We start from the raw sequence: 17,092 nt of genomic DNA, 5'->3' as shown, positions 1-17,092 counted from the left end.
CCGGATGTTTGAGGGGGCTTTAGGCCGATTGGCTGGCAGAGTCAACCTTGCGGGTCGGCAACCAATCGTTGACGGCGTCAACCATTCGGTGTGATCCGCGCCCGCTGGCATAGGCTTCGACAATCGGGTGGCGTCCAGCGCTCATTCCTTTTTTTAGGATCAGAACGGGGCGATGCATCTTGGACGTGGTCGTGTCGCGGGTCGAGGTGGTCGTTTCCACCTCAGCATGGGACAGGTTCGACAACTCATGTTCTACTGCGTCATACCCAAAGATCGATTGGCGACGGATCAAGATGCTATTGCTATTGCGGTCCAATATAACCTGAACGCGGCGCACAAAGACACAGAATGCGCCGATCCCCATCCCGCCACCGAACAGGGCAAAGAACAGGCCGAACAAAATGCCCTCGCCGCCTTCGCTGACCATGAACAGGCCGACACCGACAAAGACGAGGATGAAGAAGACCAGAGAGATGCCAATAAACCAGGGCGTGTTGGACAGGATCAATTGGTCCGGGGTATTGCGCGTCACCTTCATGGCGGCACGCTAACACCGAATTCTGGCACTGTCGTGGCTTGAATTTGCCCTCGTGTTGCGCGATGAGCGCCAAACAGGAGGTTCCCATGGACGCATCATCCGCCTTTCAGGAAACACTACCGCTCAGCTCTGACGCGTTGCTGGCGCAGTTGGATGATTGGGTGTTGTCCTATCGTCTGCATACCCATGTGCCACTGTGCTCGGTCGAGGAGTCTCAGGCGGTCGAGGACCAGTTCATGATGCCGGGTGAAAATGCACTGCGGCTCAAAAACCTCTATCTGCGCGACAAGAAAAAGCGGAACTATCTGGTGACGCTGGAGCAAAACCGCGAGATTGATCTCAAGGCGCTGGGCGCCGAGCTTGGTATCGGGAACCTGTCTTTTGGCTCGGCGGATCGCCTGATGCAGAACCTTGGCATCCGCCCCGGCGCGGTCAGCCCGCTGGCGATGATCAATGGCGTTCAGAACAACGTTCGGTTTTTCATGGATGGCGCCGCGCGGCAGGCCGATGTGATCTACCTGCACCCGCTGGTGAACGACCGGACTGTGGCAATGGCGCGCGCCGACCTGATGGCGTTCTTCGACAGGATCGGCTGCCAGGTCACCTGGCTGCCCTGAGCGCAGGCCCGACGGCGCGGGCTTCCGGCCAGGGAACTAGGGAACAGAAAAAGCTAAGGGCTTTTTGCGTTGGGCTCGCGGTTTCTGCCCACAAAAAACGCCCGACCTACGCTTTTTGGACGAAGGCCGGACGTCTCGATTGCGGCGGGCGACGGCCGGTCAGGCTGCCAGTTCCTGAACCGCCTTGTGGGCGTTGCTAAGCGATGTTTCGGCGTCCAGAGCCAGTTGGTCGGCAGCAACGACATCGACGTCATGGATGCCGACAAAGCCTAGCACATGCTTGGCGTAGTCGGTGGCAAAGTCGATCTCGGAGCCGACGGCAGTACCGCCCGAAGCAATGGCCAGAATGGCGCGCTTACCGTCCAGCAGGCCTTTTGGACCGTTTTCGGAGTACGAGAAAGTAAGCCCGGCTCTGGCAACCAGATCGATCCAGGCTTTGAAAGCGGCCGGAACCGAAAAGTTGTAGATCGGCAGGCCAATCACGATGATGTCGGACTGCTGAAGTTCGTTCACCAGTTCGTCCGACAGGGCCAATTGGTCACGCTGGACCGCGTCACGCTGATCGGCGGGGGTGAAGTTGGCATTGATCCAGTCTTCGGTCAGCAGCGGCAGCGGCGAGGCCAGGTCGCGGCGGATGATGCGGCCGGCCTTCAGGTGGTTGACGATCCGGTTTGACAGGTCGCGGGTGGCGGATCCTTCGCGGCGGGCCGAGGCGTCGATATGCAGGATGGTCTTGGTCATGTCAGGGTGTCCTATTGATGTGGAATTCGCGTCTGCCGCCAATATGAGCGTTGCGTGGGTGAACAAAACTCTGATAAGCCAACAGTCATTGTTGGAATTTGCACAGTGGATTTGATGCAGTGGACAATTGGGACGAAGTCAGAACCGCCTATCAGGTGGCACGCATGGGCACGGTCAGTGGCGCGGCCGAAGTTTTGGGTGTGCATCATGCGACCGTCATCCGTCACATCGACGCGATCGAGGCGCGGCTGGGTGTAAAACTGTTCCAGCGTCACGCGCGCGGCTATACGGCAACGGATGCGGGCGAGGATCTTCTGCGCGTCGCACAGGCGACCGAAGATCAGTTCAATCAGCTGGTCGGGCGGATGAAGGGACGTGGCGACGACGTATCGGGAGAGCTGGTGGTGACGTCGCTGGCCTCGCTGGCGCCGCTGGTTGTTCCCGCCTTGACCGAGTTTCAGACTGCCCATCCGGGCCTGATCGTGCGTTACCTCACCGGCGACCGGCTGTTTCGGCTGGAATACGGCGAAGCGCACGTGGCCATTCGTGCCGGCGCCGCCCCGGATCAGCCAGACAATGTGGTGCAGCCCTTCATAACGCAGGAGGTGGGGCTTTATGCCAGCAAGTCTTACGTAGAGCGGCATGGCAAACCGGCAGGTTTCGAGGATTTCGCTGACCACTTTTTTGTCAGCACCGACGATGAAAACAGCCGTGCTCCGTTTTCGAAATGGTTGCGCGCGACAGCTCCAGCGCAAGCGATCACCTTTCGCTGCACCAACAACTTCTGCATGCGCGAGGCGGTTCTGTCCGGTGCCGGTATCGGCTTTATGGCCCGGTGGGAAGCTTCGCGCGATTCGGAACTGGTCGAAGTTATGGAACCGCTGCCCGAATGGTCGGGCAAGCTGTGGCTGGTCACGCATGTCGACCTGCATCGCACAACGAAGGTGCAGGCGTTTTTGTCCTTCCTCAAGGAGCAGGCCAAAGGCTGGCAGCCGTGACGTTTCAGGCCCGCGGCCATCTGGCGATGCTTGTGTTTTCCATGCTGGTGGCCGGCAGTTTCTCGCTGGGCTCACTCATAGCCAACCAGATTGCGCCTTCGGCGATCACGGCGGCCAGGTTCGCTATTGCGGCACTGGTGATCGGTGCCGTGGCGATGGCGACAACCGGCCTGCCACGCAGCGCCGCGCGGGCACCCTGGCGGTATTTCGTGCTGGGCGGGCTGTTCGCCACCTATTTCGTGCTGATGTTTTACGGCCTGAAAACCGCACCGCCGGTCAGTGCTGCTGCGGTGTTCACCCTGACACCGGTATTGTCCGCGATCGCGGGCTGGTTTCTGTTGCGCCAGATCACCACGCCCCGCATGGCGCTGGCCCTGGCGGTTGGGGCCGTCGGGGCGCTTTGGGTGATTTTCCGGGCTGACTGGCAGGCGTTCAGGGCCTTCGAGATCGGCGGCGGAGAGATCATCTATTTCTGGGGCTGTGTCGCACATGCGGTTTACACCCCGATGATACGCCGCCTCAACAGGGGTGAACCTGCCGTGGTCTTCACCTTTGGCACCCTTGTTGCGGGTTGCCTGATCCTGACGATCTACGGCTGGTCCGACATACGGGCGACGGATTGGGCAAACCTGCCTGCCATTGTGTGGATCGGGTTGCTCTATGTCTCGCTTTTTGCCACTGCCGCCAGTTTTGTGCTGGTGCAGTTTGCCTCGCTGCATCTGCCCTCGGCCAAGGTGATGGCCTATACTTATCTGACACCCAGCTGGGTCATCCTGTGGGAGATCGCGCTGGGCAACGGCACCCCAGTTGCACTGATCCTTGTGGGCGTGGTTATGACATGTGTCGCGCTTTTGATGTTGCTGAGGCCGGAAGAACCCGCAGGCGCAGCGCCTGCGACGGACGCAAATCCGGGCAAAACCGGCCCTTGAGGCAGATCAAGGTACATATATTCGAATTTCTCCATGCTTTTGGGCAAGGAGGAAATCATCATGTACAACCACATCATGTTCCCCGTCGATCTGCATCTGCCGCCCGAGGTCCGCAAGGCGGCAGACGTCGCCGCGCAGGTCGCCCAATGGCAAGGGGCCAGGATCACCATCGTCAGCGTGACAGGAACCCAACCGGGCGAACCCGGTCAGTCCGAGGCGGCCATCAATCAGGACCTGCAGGATTTCGCCAGTGAACTGGCCGAGAAAAGCGGTGCCGAAGTGGCGTTCCGCAATATTCATTCCGTTGATGTCGGCGCTGAACTTGACGGTGATCTGACCCGTGCAGCCGACGAGATCGGCGCGGACCTGATTGTGGTGGGCACCCATGCCCCCCGGATCATGGACTATATCTTTTCAAGCCACGCCGGCTATCTGGCAAAACATGCCAGCGTGTCGGTGTTTGTCGTCCGGTAAGCTGGCTTAGTCCTCGGGCGTGGGCAGTTCGATCTCCAGAAACCGTTCGAACGCATCCAGGTTAACCGGTTCGAACTGCCCGAATCCCTGCATCCAGACGGATGCCGCCCGCAGCGCATCGGGTTCCAGCTTGCACCATTTCACGCGGCCCCGTTTTTCCTGCGAGATCAGCCCGGCCCTGGTCAGGATGACCAGATGCTTCGAGATCGCGGCCAGCGACATCTCGAACGGTTCGGCCACGTCTGTGACCGCCATATCATCCTCCAGCAGCATCGCCAGAATGGCGCGCCTGGTCGGGTCGGCGAGGGCAGCAAATACGGTGTCAAGTTGGTCGGACATTTGTCTTTCCTAATACGCCGCATCCGGTTTGACAATTTCCGCCAAACCGTCACTGTGCCCCGGCGACCGGACGAGGGAATGCAATGGCGCTCAGATACTGGCTGGTGATCAGCATCCTTGGCATCGGCTGGGGCATGTCCTTCATGTTCAACGCCATATTGCTGCGGGAACTGGGGCCGCTTTCAGTGTCGATGGGCCGGGTCGCCTTCGGTGCGCTGGGGTGCTGGGTTTACGTCGCGGGCGCCCGCCTGCCGGTTCATCTGACCACAAGGAGGGCGCTTGGGCTGTTGGGCTTTGGTGCGCTCAGCTATGCCGGACCATTCGCGTTTTACGCACTGGCACAACAGCATATCGCCTCAGGCGTTGCCGGGATCGTCAACGCAACGACACCTGCCTTTGCTGTCATCGTCTCGCATTACTGGCCGGGTGGTGAGCGCGCGACATGGCTGAAATCTCTCGGGGTCGTCTGCGGCTTTTCTGGCATTGTGCTGCTGTCATTGCCTGTACTGCGCGCCGGGGCGACGTCCGAGTTCTGGGCCATCCTGCTGACCGTTTGCGCCCCGATCTGTTATGCGTTCTCCTTCAATCTCGCGCGGGCTTTCCGCGACATGCAACCCGTGGTGCTGGTTGCGCTGGCCCTGACAGGTGCGACGCTGGCCATCACACCGCTTGCGCTGTGGCAGGAAGGGCTGCCACATGTGACGCGGACCGAGACATGGCTGTCGCTGATGATGATCGGATTTGTTCTGACCTCGGCCGCCTTTATTGCCTTCTACTGGCTGTTGCCCAAGGTCGGACCCACCAACATGTCGACCGTGACGCTGGTTGCACCGGTCTCGGCGCTGGTGCTGGGAACTTGGGTGCTGGGAGAGGTGCTGCTGCCCGAACATCTGATGGGCATGGCGGCGATCCTGCTGGGCCTGTTGCTGATCGACGGGCGTATTGTTCGGCGCTGGCGGCTCAGGGTGCAGGACAAAGATCAACCAACAGGTTGAATATGCGGAATCCGGCACTTTGCCGGGGATTGGGCAATTCGCGACGATCATGCGGGATTCTAATTTGAAAATATTATTAATAATAACAGTAACTTGAGTGGCAAAATGCTGACCCTTCAAGATCGTTGACTCTGCGCCCCGTGCGCCTTAGCACCATGCCCAAGACTGTGCGAGGAAAACGCCCGTGACCGATGACGACCAAAAGCAGCGTATGGCGCAGCTGGAGGCCAAGATCGATGCGGCGAAAAAGGCCAAACAGCCAAAGGCCCGCGCAGATGCTGACATTTCCGGGGGCGAGCTTGCCTGGAGGATGGTCATCGAAATGGTATCCGGTCTGGGGATCGGATTTGGCATCGGATACGGGCTGGACAGCCTGCTCGGGACGATCCCGATCTTTCTGGTGCTTTTCACATTGCTGGGCCTTGTCGCGGGCGTGAAGGTTATGCTCCGCAGCGCGAAAGAGGCTCAAGAGAAACAAGCGGCGGCGACGGCTGCCGAGAAGGACGAGAGGGACTGAACGTGGCGACTGAGACCACCGCAGCAGAAGGCAGCAGCCTGGTATTCCACCCGATGGACCAGTTCATCGTCAAGCCGTTGTTCGGCGACGGTGCGGTCGGCATGTTCACAGTAACCAACGTGACCCTGTGGCTGTTCTTCGCAGTGCTGGCTGTTGCGGCTCTGCTGGTTCTGCCCACATCCAAACGCGCGATTGTGCCCAGCCGGATGCAGTCGATCGCGGAACTGACCTACGGCTTCATCTACAAGATGCTGGAAGACATCTGCGGCAAGGAAGGCGTCAAGTTCTTCCCCTATGTCATGACCTTGTTCATGTTCATCGTCTCCGCGAACTTCCTGGGCCTGATCCCGACCTCGTTTACAACCACGTCACACTTTGCGGTTACCATCCCGCTGGCGCTGGCCGTGTTCCTGACCGTGACCATTCTGGGTTTCGTCAAGAACGGCGCAGGGTTCCTGGGCCTGTTCTGGGTCTCGAGCGCGCCGCTGGCACTGCGCCCCATTCTGGCGATCATCGAGCTGATTTCGTACTTCGTGCGCCCCGTCAGCCACTCCATTCGTCTTGCCGGTAACGTCATGGCAGGCCACGCGGTTATCAAGGTGTTCGCGGGCTTTGCCGCGGTTGCCGTGATCTCGCCCGTGTCCGTTCTGGCGATCACCGCAATGTACGGCCTCGAGGTCCTGGTGGCCTTCATCCAGGCCTACGTATTCACCATTCTGACCTGTGTTTATCTGAAAGATGCGCTGCATCCTTCGCACTAAGGTCCGATACCCCAACATCGAAACTTCCAATTCGTAAGGAGATACATCATGGAAGGCGATCTCGCACACATCGGCGCAGGCCTGGCAGCAATCGGTTCCGGCGCAGCCGCAATCGGGGTGGGCAACGTTGCAGGCAACTTCCTGGCCGGCGCCCTGCGCAACCCTTCGGCGGCTGCATCGCAGACCGCAACCCTGTTCATCGGTATCGCATTCGCAGAAGCCCTGGGGATCTTCGCATTCCTGGTCTCGCTGCTGCTGATGTTCGCCGTCTAATCTGCGGAACCTGATCCTTACGCGCAGGTGGGTCCAAGCCATAGCGGCCCACCTGTTGTAAAGACAACGTTCCGACGGAGGACATCATGGCGACTGAACCCATTAGCGAAGAAGTAGTTGGCTCGTGCGTCGACTCCTATGGCTCAGCCATCGGGATGCCGCAGCTCTGCTTCGATTGGTTCCCCAACCAGATTTTCTGGCTGGTCATTACGCTGGTCGTCATCTTTCTGGTCCTGTCCCGCGTGGCCTTGCCGCGCATCGCGGCAATCCTGGCTGAACGTCAGGGGACCATTACAAATGACCTGGCTGCGGCCGAAGATCTGAAGGCCAAAGCGGTCGAGGCTGAAGAGGCCTATAACAAGGCACTGGCCGATGCCCGTGCCGAAGCGCAGCGTATCGCTGCCGAAGCACGCGCGGAAATCCAGGCCGATCTGGATGACGCGATTGCCAAGGCGGACGCGGAAATCGCTGCAAAGGCGGCTGAATCGGAAAAGGCAATTGCCGACATCCGTGCAGGTGCGCTGGAAAGCATTCAAGTGGTTGCCAAGGATACGGCAGCTGAACTGGTTACCGCACTGGGCGGCGAGGCGGATGCCAAAGCCATCGACGGTGCAGTTGACGCACAGATGAAAGGATAAGTGACATGCGCAACACTCTTGCTCTTATCCTGACCCTCGGTGCCGCCAGCCCGGCTCTGGCCGCGAGCGGCCCGTTCTTCTCGCTTGGCAATACCGACTTTGTCGTCCTTCTGGGCTTTATCGTCTTCATTGCGGTCCTGTTCTACTTCAAGGTTCCCGGCCTGATCGGCGGTGCCCTGGACAAACGGGCCGAAGGCATCAAGTCGGAACTCGACGAAGCCCGCGCCCTGCACGAAGAAGCCCGCAGCCTGCTGGCCTCGTACGAGCGCAAGCAGCGCGAGGTGCAGACTCAGGCAGACGCGATTGTGGCGGCTGCGAAAGACGATGCGGCACTGGCGGCGGAACAGGCCAAGGTCGATCTGGAGAAGTCCATTGCACGCCGTCTGACAGCTGCACAGGATCAGATCGCATCGGCCGAAGCTTCGGCCGTGAAGGAAGTCCGTGATCAGGCCATTACGATTGCGGTTTCCGCCGCGAACGCCGTTCTGGCCAAGCAGATGACTGCGACGCAGGCCAACAAGCTGATCGACGCATCCATTGCCGACGTTGGTGAAAAGCTTCACTAACCGTATCACATCGTGATCAAGGAAAACCCGAAAGCCGCTGGCCTTCGGGTTTTTTTGTTTCCGTACAGTCCCGAGTTAAGCCGTCAGGGCTTGCCGGTTTCATGCTCCAGTCGCTGTTGGGCGATCGCCTCGTTCCGCAGCGCTTTCTGCTGATCCGCCAGACATTGTTCAACAAAGCTCAGATGCTGCTCGACCGCCTGCCGCGCCCCCTGCGGATCGCGGTCCTGCAGGGCGGTATTGATGGCGCGGTGCTGTTCCAGAATGGCCTCTCGGTTGGTGCGTTGCTGAAACATCACCTGTCGGTTGTAGAAGACGCCCTGACGCAGCAGATCGTACATCGACCGCATCATGTGCAGCATGACCACGTTGTGGCTGGCTTCGATGATCGCCATGTGGAACTGCGCGTCCAGGATTGCCTCTTCCTCGGCGGCGTTGCGGGCATGGGCGGCTTCCATCTTGTCGATGATCGCCTGCACCACCTTCAGATCGCTTTCTGATCCCAACCGGGCCGCGCGCTCGGCCGCCAGACCCTCCATATCCCGCCGAAACGACAGATAGTCGAACACGGCCTCGTCATGGCTGCCGAACAGGCGGATCAGACCTGGCGAGAAGGCCGAGCCGAGAACATCGGCAACATAAATGCCGGACCCGGCTTTGGCCGTCAGCAACCCCTGATCCTGCAATTCCGATATCGCGTCACGCAAAGACGGGCGCGAGACACCCATCCGGTCGGCCAGTTCCCTTTCGGCCGGCAGGCGCTCTCCGGGGCGCAGAATCCCGCGCAATATCAGCAATTCGATCTGCCGGACCACGGCCAGAGACAGCTTTTCGCTTTGAACTTTGTGAAAGGGCATCGGTCATCACGTGAAATTGGTCAACTAACATGACCACGTATTTGGCCCATGTGCAAGAATGCGCCATCACGATGATTGAAATAATAGGTCAGCAATATTGACTTTAATGCAAACGTGAATAGCGTGCCGCCGTAACAGGGCTGAGGAGGTCGATTGCCATGGACAAGCTTTATGCCACCCGCGCATCCCGGATGAAGGCATCCGAGATCCGCGAATTGCTGAAACTGCTGGATCAGCCGGACATCATTTCCTTTGCCGGCGGCATACCGGACCCGGCGCTGTTCCCGGCGGACGCCTTTGCACAAGCCTTTCAGGCAGCGTTGTCCCCCGCACAAAGGGCGCAGGCCCTGCAGTATTCGGTCAGCGAAGGCTACGTGCCGCTGCGCCAGTGGCTGGCGGATCATATGCGTGCAATCGGGGTCGAATGCGGCATCGACAACATCCTGATCACCTCGGGGTCGCAGCAGGCGCTGGATTATCTGGGTAAGCTGTTCCTGTCGCCCGGGGATACGGCCCTCGTCGGGTGGCCCACCTATCTGGGCGCGCTGGCGGCGTTCAATGCCTACGAGCCGCGTTTTGACCAACTCAGCATCAATGGCAACCGCGGGGCCGACGAATATGCAGCGGCAGCAGGTCAGGGCGCGGTCAAGTTTGCCTACCTGTCCCCGGATTTTGCCAACCCCACCGGCGAAACGGTCGACCTGCGTGGGCGCGAAACCCTGCTGGATCTGGCCGAGGATCTGGACTGCGCGATAATCGAGGACGGCGCCTATCAGGCCCTGCGCTATGACGGCGATCCGATCCCGCCCGTTCTGGCGCTGGAACTGGCCCGCAAAAGGTCGATCGAGGCGTGCCGCACCATCTATTGCGGAAGCTTCTCGAAAACCCTGTCGCCGGGCCTGCGCATGGGTTGGGTGGTGGCGGCCAAACCGGTGATTTCACGGCTGGTGCTGATGAAACAGGCCGCAGATCTGCATTCGGCCACGATCAACCAGATGGCGGTGCACCAGGTGGCACAAGCCTGTTTCGACACGCATATCCCCTTGCTGCGCCGCGTCTATGGCGCGCGTCGCGATGCGATGCTGGCGGCGCTGAAGGAGCACATGCCTGAGGGTGTCGCATGGACCCGCCCCGAAGGCGGCATGTTCATCTGGCTGACCCTGCCGAAAGAGATCAACGGCGCCGACCTGCTGGCGCGGGCATTGGAGACGGTGAAGGTTGCCTTTGTGCCGGGGCACGCGTTTTTCCCCGACGGCTCTGGCACAAACACCATCCGCCTCAGCTTCTCGAACTCGGACGAAGAGACCATCCGTGAAGGCGTACGCCGGTTGGGCGAGGCCCTGCGCGCCTGATCCGGAAAGGAAACGTTAACCAGATTGCCGCAAGACTGCGGCATGATCCGTTTGCTTGCCCTGTTGCTGCTGGCGGCCTGTTCGGCTGGCACGCCCTATTTTCGCAACCTCCCGGCCACCCGTGTTGCCGTCAATGGCAGCGTGTTCGATGTGCGTGTGCGCAACGAACTGGCCGAAGCGGTGCGGGTGAACACGCAATACGCCCCGCGTCTGGGACCGATCCGCGATCGCGCGGCGCTGGCCATGGCGCAGGTATCGGGCTGCCCGATCCTGGACGTGCTGGGCGATGCCGCAGTGACGGTCGGCGTTCTGGGCTGCGACCGGGAAATGGGCGAGCGGCTATTGCTGACGGCGATCTCGCGCCCGAACTATGAGTGTATCAGCTATGGGGGATTCGACTATGCGGTGTATGAATGCACCCCTTATTGAAACGCGCGGATTGTTGCGAGATTTGGCAAGATATTGTGGATAACTCGGATCATTGGTCCATATACTGCGTATCTCCGTTGACACCTCCCCCTTCGGTTGCGCAGACTTCCTACTCATAGGAATCACGGGACCCAGCGGCCATTGCGCTTTAGCAAACTCAAACTGACCGGCTTCAAAAGCTTTGTTGATCCGACCGATCTGATCATCGCGGACGGGTTGACCGGTGTGGTGGGTCCGAATGGATGCGGCAAGTCCAATCTGCTCGAGGCACTGCGCTGGGTCATGGGGGAAAACCGCCCGAAATCCATGCGCGGCGGCGCTATGGAGGATGTGATTTTTGCCGGCGCTGCCACGCGCCCCGCCCGCAATTTCGCCGAAGTGGTCCTGACCATGGACAACTCGGAACGTCTGGCGCCATCCGGGTTCAACGAGAGCGACCAGCTTGAGATCGTCCGCCGCATCACCCGCGATGTGGGCAGCGCCTACAAGACCAACGGCAAGGACGTGCGCGCCCGTGACGTGCAGATGCTGTTCGCCGATGCCTCGACCGGTGCACATTCACCGGCGCTGGTCGGCCAAAACCGCATCGCCGAACTGATCAACGCCAAACCCCGCGCGCGCCGCCGCATTCTTGAAGAGGCGGCGGGTATCTCGGGCCTGTATCAGCGCCGGCACGAGGCCGAGCTGAAATTGAAAGGAACCGAAGCCAACCTGACCCGGGTCGATGATGTGCTGGAACAATTGGGCACCCAACTGGCGCAACTCGCCCGTCAGGCCCGCCAGGCCGCCCGCTATCGCGAGATCGGCGAACAACTGCGGCAGGCTGAAGGGATGTTGCTGTATCGTCGTTGGAAAGAGGCCGACATGGCCCGCCAGCAGGCCGAGGAAAAACTGCGCGACCGCATCACCGAAGCCTCGCGCGCCGAGGCCGAAGCCCGCGCGGCTGCCGCCAAACGCGCCGAGATCGAAGAAACCCTGCCACCGCTGCGCGAGGAAGAAGCCATCGCCGCCGCCGTCCTGCAGCGCCAGCAGGTTCAGCGCGACCAGCTTTCCGATCAGGAATCCCGCGCACGCCAAACCATCGAAACCCTGACCAACCGCATCAAGCAACTTGGCAACGATATCGAACGCGAAGCCGGGCTGAACCGCGACGCAGGCGAGATGATCGAGCGTCTGGAATGGGAAGCCCGTGAGCTGGCCAAAGCGGCCGAAGGTCATGACGACAAAGTCTCCGAGGCTGCCGAAATCGCGCGCGAAGCCGCATCCGTGCTGCAGGACCGCGAGGATCACCTGTCGCAGGAAACCGAGGACATGGCCCGCCTCGTCGCCCGCCACCAGTCGGCGCAGCGGCTGGTCGAGGACAGCCGCAAGACCCTGTCCCGCTCTGAGGCCGAAGAAGACAAGGCGCGCGCCGCCGTGGATGAGGCCAAAGCTGCCCTGACCCGTGCCAGCGAAGCCTTTGAGGTCGCGCAGGACGGTGAGGAAGAAGCCCGCGAAGCCGCCGAAGCCGCCGAGGAAGCTCTGGCCGCCGCTGACGAGCTGCGCAACGACACGCAGGCACGCGAGGCGGAAGCCCGCGCGCAAAGGTCCGAAGCCGAAGGGGAGTTGGGGGCCATTCGCGCGGAAACCATGGCGCTGGCCAAACTGGTCGAACGGGATACGGCCGAAGGCGGGCAGGTGCTTGATCTGCTGCGTGTGGCGCCGGGCTATGAAAAGGCGCTGGGGGCTGCGTTGGCCGACGATCTGCGCGCGCCCCTGGTCGAAGGCGACGGTCCTTCCGGCTGGGTTCAGGTTGCGGGATATGACAATGATCAGCCCTTGCCCGACGGTGCGGAACCGCTGGCGCTGCATGTCTCGGGGCCGGATCGCCTCAGCCGCCGGATTGCGCAAATCGGGTTGGTGGATGCCGATCTGGGCGCGCGACTGCAAGCTTCTCTGAAGCCCGGCCAGCGGTTGGTGTCGCGGTCCGGCGATTTGTGGCGCTGGGACGGTTTCAGGGCCTGGGCCGAGGATGCGCCAAGCGCGGCGGCCCTGCGGCTTGAACAGCTCAACAAGCTGGAAGCGCTTAAGCAGGAACTGACCCGTACCGAAGCGCAGGCCGATGGTGCCCGCGCCGCGCACGAGGCGCTGTCTCGGAAACTGGCGGATGTGACCGAAGCCGATCGCCGCGCGCGCGAAGCCCGCCGTGCTGCCGATCAGCGCATGGCCGAAACCGCCCGCCTGCTGAGCCGGGCGGAGGCCGACCGCAACCTGGCGCAGGGCAAGCTGGAAACCCTGTCCCTTGCAGTGGATCGCCATAAAGAGGACGCCATGTCCGCCCGTGTCCAGTTGCGCGAGGCCGAAGGCGCATTGAGCGGTCTGGGCGACCTCGACAGTGCCCGGGCGCAGGTCGAGGACATCAAGCAGACGGTCGAGGCGGCGCGGATCACAATGCTGACCCACCGCTCGACCCATGACGAATTGCGCCGAGAGGGCGAGGCGCGGACCCGACGCTCGCAAGAAGTGACGAAAGACCTCAGCGGTTGGAAGCACCGTCTGGAGACGGCGGAAAAGCGTATCTCAGAACTGGCTGAACGCAAGGAAAGCTCGGAAGAGGAACTGTCCGATGCTATGGCCGCCCCCGGCGAGATTGCCGAGGCCCGCGAGGAGTTAAACGAACTGATCGAAGCGGCGGAGGCCCGCCGGGCCGAGGCCGCCGACAAACTGGCTGAGGCCGAGACCCAGCAGCGCGAGGTGGTCCTGGCCGAGCGCGAGGCGGAACGCCATGCCTCGGAAGCCCGCGAATCCCGCGCCGCCGCCGAAGCGCGCTGTGATGCGGCGAAAGAAAGCGTCGTTGCCGCAGCCGAACGCATTGCCGAGGATCAGCAACTGACCCCGAACCAGCTGCTGAACCGGTTGGACACGAACCCCGACCAGATGCCCGCCGCAGATGCGCTGGAGGCCGAAGTGAACCGCCACAAGCGTCAGCGCGACGCGATGGGCGCGGTGAACCTGCGCGCCGAAGAGGATGCCAAGGAGGTTCAGGAGGAGTTCGACACCCTGAACAGCGAAAAGGCCGACCTGGAAGAAGCGATCAAGGCCCTGCGCAGCGGCATCGCCAGCCTCAACCGCGAAGGGCGCGAACGGCTGCTGACCGCATTCGAACAGGTGAACGCGAACTTCGCCATGCTGTTCAAACACCTGTTTGGCGGCGGTGAGGCCAATCTGGTCATGGTCGAAAGCGACGATCCGCTGGACGCGGGGCTTGAGATCATGTGCCAGCCGCCGGGCAAGAAACTCTCGACCCTCAGCCTGCTGTCGGGCGGTGAGCAGACGCTGACGGCGACGGCGCTGATCTTCGGCGTCTTTCTCGCCAACCCCGCACCGATCTGTGTGCTGGACGAAGTTGACGCGCCGCTGGATGACGCCAACGTCACGCGCTTCTGCGATCTGCTGGACGAGATGTGCCGCCAGACCGACACGCGCTTCCTGATCATCACCCACCACGCCGTGACCATGGCGCGGATGGACCGGCTGTTTGGCGTGACCATGCAGGAGCAGGGCGTCAGCCAACTGGTCTCGGTCGACCTCAAGAAGGCCGAGCAGATGGTCGCCTGATCCATCACTGCAATGTCATGCCCAATTCAGACCCGCGCAGGGTAGGGTGGGGCATGACCCGTTTTCTGATCATTGCCCTGCTGACAGCCAGCCCGCTTGCGGCTGCAGAATGGCCCACCAAACCCGGAGACGTCCCCCTGAGCGCGCAGGAATTGGACGCATTGGCGGGCCGCACGCTGACATTCTACGACGACGGAAAATCGAAATACTCGGTGGGAGGGGCCTATTCCTACACCTACGCCAGCGGCGAATCCGCGTTCGGCACCTATTCCATCGCCGAGGACGGCAGCGTTTGCATCGCCTATCGCAACGGCTTCAGCCGCTGTGATCTGTATGTCCGCAGTGGTGAACGGCTGATCATGATTGATCAGAAGGGGAACCGCTATCCGGTGCGGCCGGAGTGAGAGCGAGGCGTGCACCGTCGATCATTTCATCCACTGGCTGCTAGGCGGGCTAAGCTGCCATGCGCTTTATTTGCTATCGCGCTGCAAGCAGCTGATCTTGGAGTTCCCGTAGCAGCTTTCTCTTCATGGCCCGCGCGTAGTCCGCATAGCCGTTCGCGATTTCTACAAATGCGCCGGGTCCAGAAATTACATGGTTCGCATAGTAAGCTTGAACCTCTGTCTCGGCCCCTTCGATCACTAGCCCGTTGACGGTCACGCGCTCGAAAGGAAAGTGTCTGTAAGCGCTTTCTGGCGGGTAGCGGTGGTTGTGGATACCATCACCGGAAACATCGAGAACAAGCCGGTCACACCAAGACACCTCGCTAAGTTTAGTCGCTCCGAAACTAAGCGCAGCGCCTATTGCGGTCGGATATTCGGCCGCTCCGCGCTGATGGACGAACAAGCGCTCAATGAACCCGGACAAATCCTGTTCGTTGTGGATAAATTTCCAAGGAGAGATGATCGTTTGCTGGTGGTAACCACTCCATTCGTAGGCCATCAGCGCAACAGCATCAGGTCTGGACAGGATCACGCTTCGTACTGATGGGTCGGACAGTGCGGCAGCGAGGCCTTCACGCTGCATTTTGTGTTCGGCATCGTCCACGCTGACCGAAACATCGAGTGCAAACGCAAGGGCAGTCGAGCATTCTGGTTCTTCTGCTGTTGCCGGGCAGGTCGGCAGCAGCGCCAATAGGGCAATGCGTGCCAAAGGGATCATCGTGAAGCGCTCCTTTGCAACGTGTTTGATGAAAGAACGATAGCATATCGCCCGGGATTCGTCAGAATCGGCGTTGCCAGAACACTTGAAGCTTCGGAACATCCTTCTGTGATATGTTCCGGTCTGGGCTCAAAGCAGAGATTTGATCACAACCGCCCCAGCAACTCCGCCGTGGGCCACGCATCCGCAGGCAGCCCCAACCGGACCTGTTCGGCTTGCACCGCAGCGCGTGTCCCAGCGCCCAGAATGCCATCGATCTTGCCCACGTCATGCCCGCGCGCCTGCAGCTTGCCCTGCAACTGCTTCATTTGCGCACCGGACAGGCCCTGCGCCGGATTGCCCGCATTGTAGATCTGCGCGCCTTCAAGGCGTGTTCCGAAATAGGCGGCGGTCAGAACATAGACAAAGCTCTGGTTCCATTCGAAATAAACGTCGAAATTCGGATAGGCCAGAAAGGCTGGGCCCTTGTGACCCTGCGGCAGGATCAGCGAGGCGGGCAAATCCGCCAACGTCCCATCGCGCGCCTGAACGCCCATCGCCTGCCATTCTGACACAGGCCGCGGTTTGCCGGGGCCGGACAGCGACCAATCCATCTGCGCTGGTACCGTGACTTCCTGCAGCCACGGCTGACCCGGTTGCCAGCCCAGATGCGACAGCATCTTTGCCCCCGACATCAGCGCATCGGGCGCGGATGTCTTCAATGAGACCTTGCCGTCGCCGTCCCCGTCGACACCGTTTTCCAGAATGTCACGCGGCAGCATCTGCACCATTCCGATCTCGCCCGCCCATGCCCCGGTGGTGCGGGCCGGGTCGAAATTGCCTTGTTGGTACAGCTCGATTGCCGCGAAGATTTGCGGCCGGAACAGTTCGGGGCGGCGGCAGTCATGGGCCAGCGTCACTAGCGCGTTGCGGGTGTTGAAATTGCCCTGAAACGCGCCGTAATCGGTCTCGAACGCCCAGAACGCTAACAACACGCCGCGTGAGACGCCGTATTCCCGTTCGATCCGGTCGAACACCGCATCGTATTTTCCTGACATGGCCTTGCCCCGGTCGATCCGGTTCTGCGAGATCAGGCGACGGGAAAACTCGATGAAGGGTTTCTGGAACACGCCCTGCGCCCGGTCGGCTTTCAGCACTGCGCCATCCTGCTGAACACCATTGAAAAAGCCGTCCACGGTGGATGTGTCGAATCCCTGCTCAATGGCTTCGTCTTTCAGGCCCTTTACAAAGGAATTGAACCCGCCGCCGCATTGGGCAAAGGCAGGGGCGGCAAACAGGGTGGCGGCGATCAGGCCGGAAAGAAAACGCATGAG

20 protein-coding genes are annotated in these 17,092 nt (G+C 61.0%); 14 read left to right on the top strand and 6 right to left on the bottom strand.

Going from position 1 to position 17,092, the window contains the following annotated elements:
- Window positions 1–19 precede the first annotated feature (19 nt).
- Window positions 20–538, bottom strand: a complete 519-nt coding sequence (locus ACR0FE_RS06845) for a hypothetical protein (protein ID WP_480911864.1) — start codon at window positions 536–538, stop codon at window positions 20–22.
- An 86-nt stretch (window positions 539–624) separates the two neighbouring features.
- On the opposite strand from ACR0FE_RS06845, the gene ACR0FE_RS06840 reads away from it, so the two are divergent.
- Window positions 625–1,155, top strand: a complete 531-nt coding sequence (locus ACR0FE_RS06840) for a prolyl-tRNA synthetase associated domain-containing protein (protein WP_480911862.1) — start codon at window positions 625–627, stop codon at window positions 1,153–1,155.
- Window positions 1,156–1,314: 159 nt separating this feature from the next.
- Here ACR0FE_RS06840 and ACR0FE_RS06835 read toward each other — a convergent pair whose 3' ends face one another.
- On the bottom strand, window positions 1,315–1,896 hold the full coding sequence (locus ACR0FE_RS06835; protein WP_170825217.1) for an FMN-dependent NADH-azoreductase: 582 nt from the start codon (window positions 1,894–1,896) through the stop codon (window positions 1,315–1,317).
- 119 nt (window positions 1,897–2,015) lie between these two features.
- Between ACR0FE_RS06835 and ACR0FE_RS06830 the strand changes: the two genes are divergently transcribed.
- Genes ACR0FE_RS06830 through ACR0FE_RS06820 form a run of 3 tightly spaced genes read left to right on the top strand, consistent with a single transcriptional unit; the run spans window position 2,016 to window position 4,297 of the window.
- Window positions 2,016–2,894, top strand: coding sequence for a LysR family transcriptional regulator (locus ACR0FE_RS06830; RefSeq protein ID WP_480911859.1), 879 nt, complete (start codon window positions 2,016–2,018; stop codon window positions 2,892–2,894).
- On the top strand, window positions 2,891–3,823 hold the full coding sequence (locus ACR0FE_RS06825) for a DMT family transporter (RefSeq protein ID WP_480911856.1): 933 nt from the start codon (window positions 2,891–2,893) through the stop codon (window positions 3,821–3,823). The genes ACR0FE_RS06830 and ACR0FE_RS06825 overlap by 4 nt, the downstream gene beginning before the upstream one ends.
- Before the next feature lie 33 nt (window positions 3,824–3,856).
- Window positions 3,857–4,297, top strand: a complete 441-nt coding sequence (locus ACR0FE_RS06820) for a universal stress protein (protein ID WP_480911855.1) — start codon at window positions 3,857–3,859, stop codon at window positions 4,295–4,297.
- 6 nt (window positions 4,298–4,303) lie between these two features.
- On the opposite strand, the gene ACR0FE_RS06815 is transcribed toward ACR0FE_RS06820, so the two are convergent.
- Window positions 4,304–4,636 (bottom strand): ArsR/SmtB family transcription factor, encoded by a 333-nt coding sequence (locus ACR0FE_RS06815; protein ID WP_170619201.1) that lies wholly within the window; start codon window positions 4,634–4,636, stop codon window positions 4,304–4,306.
- 83 nt (window positions 4,637–4,719) lie between these two features.
- Between ACR0FE_RS06815 and ACR0FE_RS06810 the strand changes: the two genes are divergently transcribed.
- The 6 genes from ACR0FE_RS06810 (at window position 4,720) to ACR0FE_RS06785 (ending at window position 8,386) form a co-directional block, all read left to right on the top strand.
- A complete protein-coding gene (locus ACR0FE_RS06810; RefSeq protein WP_480891020.1) occupies window positions 4,720–5,631 on the top strand; it encodes a DMT family transporter in 912 nt (303 codons plus the stop codon).
- A 184-nt stretch (window positions 5,632–5,815) separates the two neighbouring features.
- Window positions 5,816–6,148 (top strand): AtpZ/AtpI family protein, encoded by a 333-nt coding sequence (locus ACR0FE_RS06805; protein WP_170611995.1) that lies wholly within the window; start codon window positions 5,816–5,818, stop codon window positions 6,146–6,148.
- Between the two features lie 2 nt (window positions 6,149–6,150).
- Window positions 6,151–6,909, top strand: a complete 759-nt coding sequence (locus ACR0FE_RS06800; protein WP_170611993.1) for a F0F1 ATP synthase subunit A — start codon at window positions 6,151–6,153, stop codon at window positions 6,907–6,909.
- Window positions 6,910–6,957: 48 nt separating this feature from the next.
- Window positions 6,958–7,182, top strand: a complete 225-nt coding sequence (locus tag ACR0FE_RS06795) for a F0F1 ATP synthase subunit C (RefSeq protein WP_005981269.1) — start codon at window positions 6,958–6,960, stop codon at window positions 7,180–7,182.
- A gap of 86 nt (window positions 7,183–7,268) precedes the next feature.
- Window positions 7,269–7,820: a F0F1 ATP synthase subunit B' gene (locus tag ACR0FE_RS06790; protein WP_170611991.1), complete on the top strand. Its 552-nt coding sequence runs from the start codon at window positions 7,269–7,271 to the stop codon at window positions 7,818–7,820.
- Between the two features lie 5 nt (window positions 7,821–7,825).
- Window positions 7,826–8,386 (top strand): F0F1 ATP synthase subunit B, encoded by a 561-nt coding sequence (locus tag ACR0FE_RS06785; RefSeq protein WP_480911851.1) that lies wholly within the window; start codon window positions 7,826–7,828, stop codon window positions 8,384–8,386.
- An 83-nt stretch (window positions 8,387–8,469) separates the two neighbouring features.
- Here the strand turns inward: ACR0FE_RS06785 and ACR0FE_RS06780 are convergent, their stop codons facing one another.
- Window positions 8,470–9,240 carry a FadR/GntR family transcriptional regulator gene (locus tag ACR0FE_RS06780; protein WP_321250922.1) on the bottom strand — a complete coding sequence of 257 codons (771 nt, stop codon included), beginning with the start codon at window positions 9,238–9,240 and terminating at the stop codon, window positions 8,470–8,472.
- 158 nt (window positions 9,241–9,398) lie between these two features.
- Between ACR0FE_RS06780 and ACR0FE_RS06775 the strand changes: the two genes are divergently transcribed.
- The 4 genes from ACR0FE_RS06775 (at window position 9,399) to ACR0FE_RS06760 (ending at window position 15,022) form a co-directional block, all read left to right on the top strand.
- Window positions 9,399–10,592 (top strand): aminotransferase-like domain-containing protein, encoded by a 1,194-nt coding sequence (locus ACR0FE_RS06775; RefSeq protein WP_480911848.1) that lies wholly within the window; start codon window positions 9,399–9,401, stop codon window positions 10,590–10,592.
- Between the two features lie 42 nt (window positions 10,593–10,634).
- On the top strand, window positions 10,635–11,021 hold the full coding sequence (locus ACR0FE_RS06770) for a hypothetical protein (protein ID WP_170611984.1): 387 nt from the start codon (window positions 10,635–10,637) through the stop codon (window positions 11,019–11,021).
- A gap of 141 nt (window positions 11,022–11,162) precedes the next feature.
- On the top strand, window positions 11,163–14,618 hold the full coding sequence (locus ACR0FE_RS06765) for a chromosome segregation SMC family protein (protein WP_480911845.1): 3,456 nt from the start codon (window positions 11,163–11,165) through the stop codon (window positions 14,616–14,618).
- 53 nt (window positions 14,619–14,671) lie between these two features.
- The gene (locus tag ACR0FE_RS06760) at window positions 14,672–15,022 is read left to right on the top strand and encodes a hypothetical protein (protein WP_170611980.1); all 351 of its coding nucleotides are present in this window, start codon (window positions 14,672–14,674) and stop codon (window positions 15,020–15,022) included.
- A gap of 73 nt (window positions 15,023–15,095) precedes the next feature.
- Here ACR0FE_RS06760 and ACR0FE_RS06755 read toward each other — a convergent pair whose 3' ends face one another.
- On the bottom strand, window positions 15,096–15,779 hold the full coding sequence (locus ACR0FE_RS06755; RefSeq protein ID WP_170611978.1) for a DUF1194 domain-containing protein: 684 nt from the start codon (window positions 15,777–15,779) through the stop codon (window positions 15,096–15,098).
- Between the two features lie 146 nt (window positions 15,780–15,925).
- Window positions 15,926–17,089: a lytic murein transglycosylase gene (locus tag ACR0FE_RS06750; protein WP_480911842.1), complete on the bottom strand. Its 1,164-nt coding sequence runs from the start codon at window positions 17,087–17,089 to the stop codon at window positions 15,926–15,928.
- Between the last annotated feature and the right edge of the window lie 3 nt (window positions 17,090–17,092).

This window comes from Ruegeria sp. K7 (assembly GCF_056531785.1).
The sequence above is the reverse complement of the archived record's forward strand: the minus strand, read 5'-3'. Positions and strand labels throughout refer to the sequence as shown.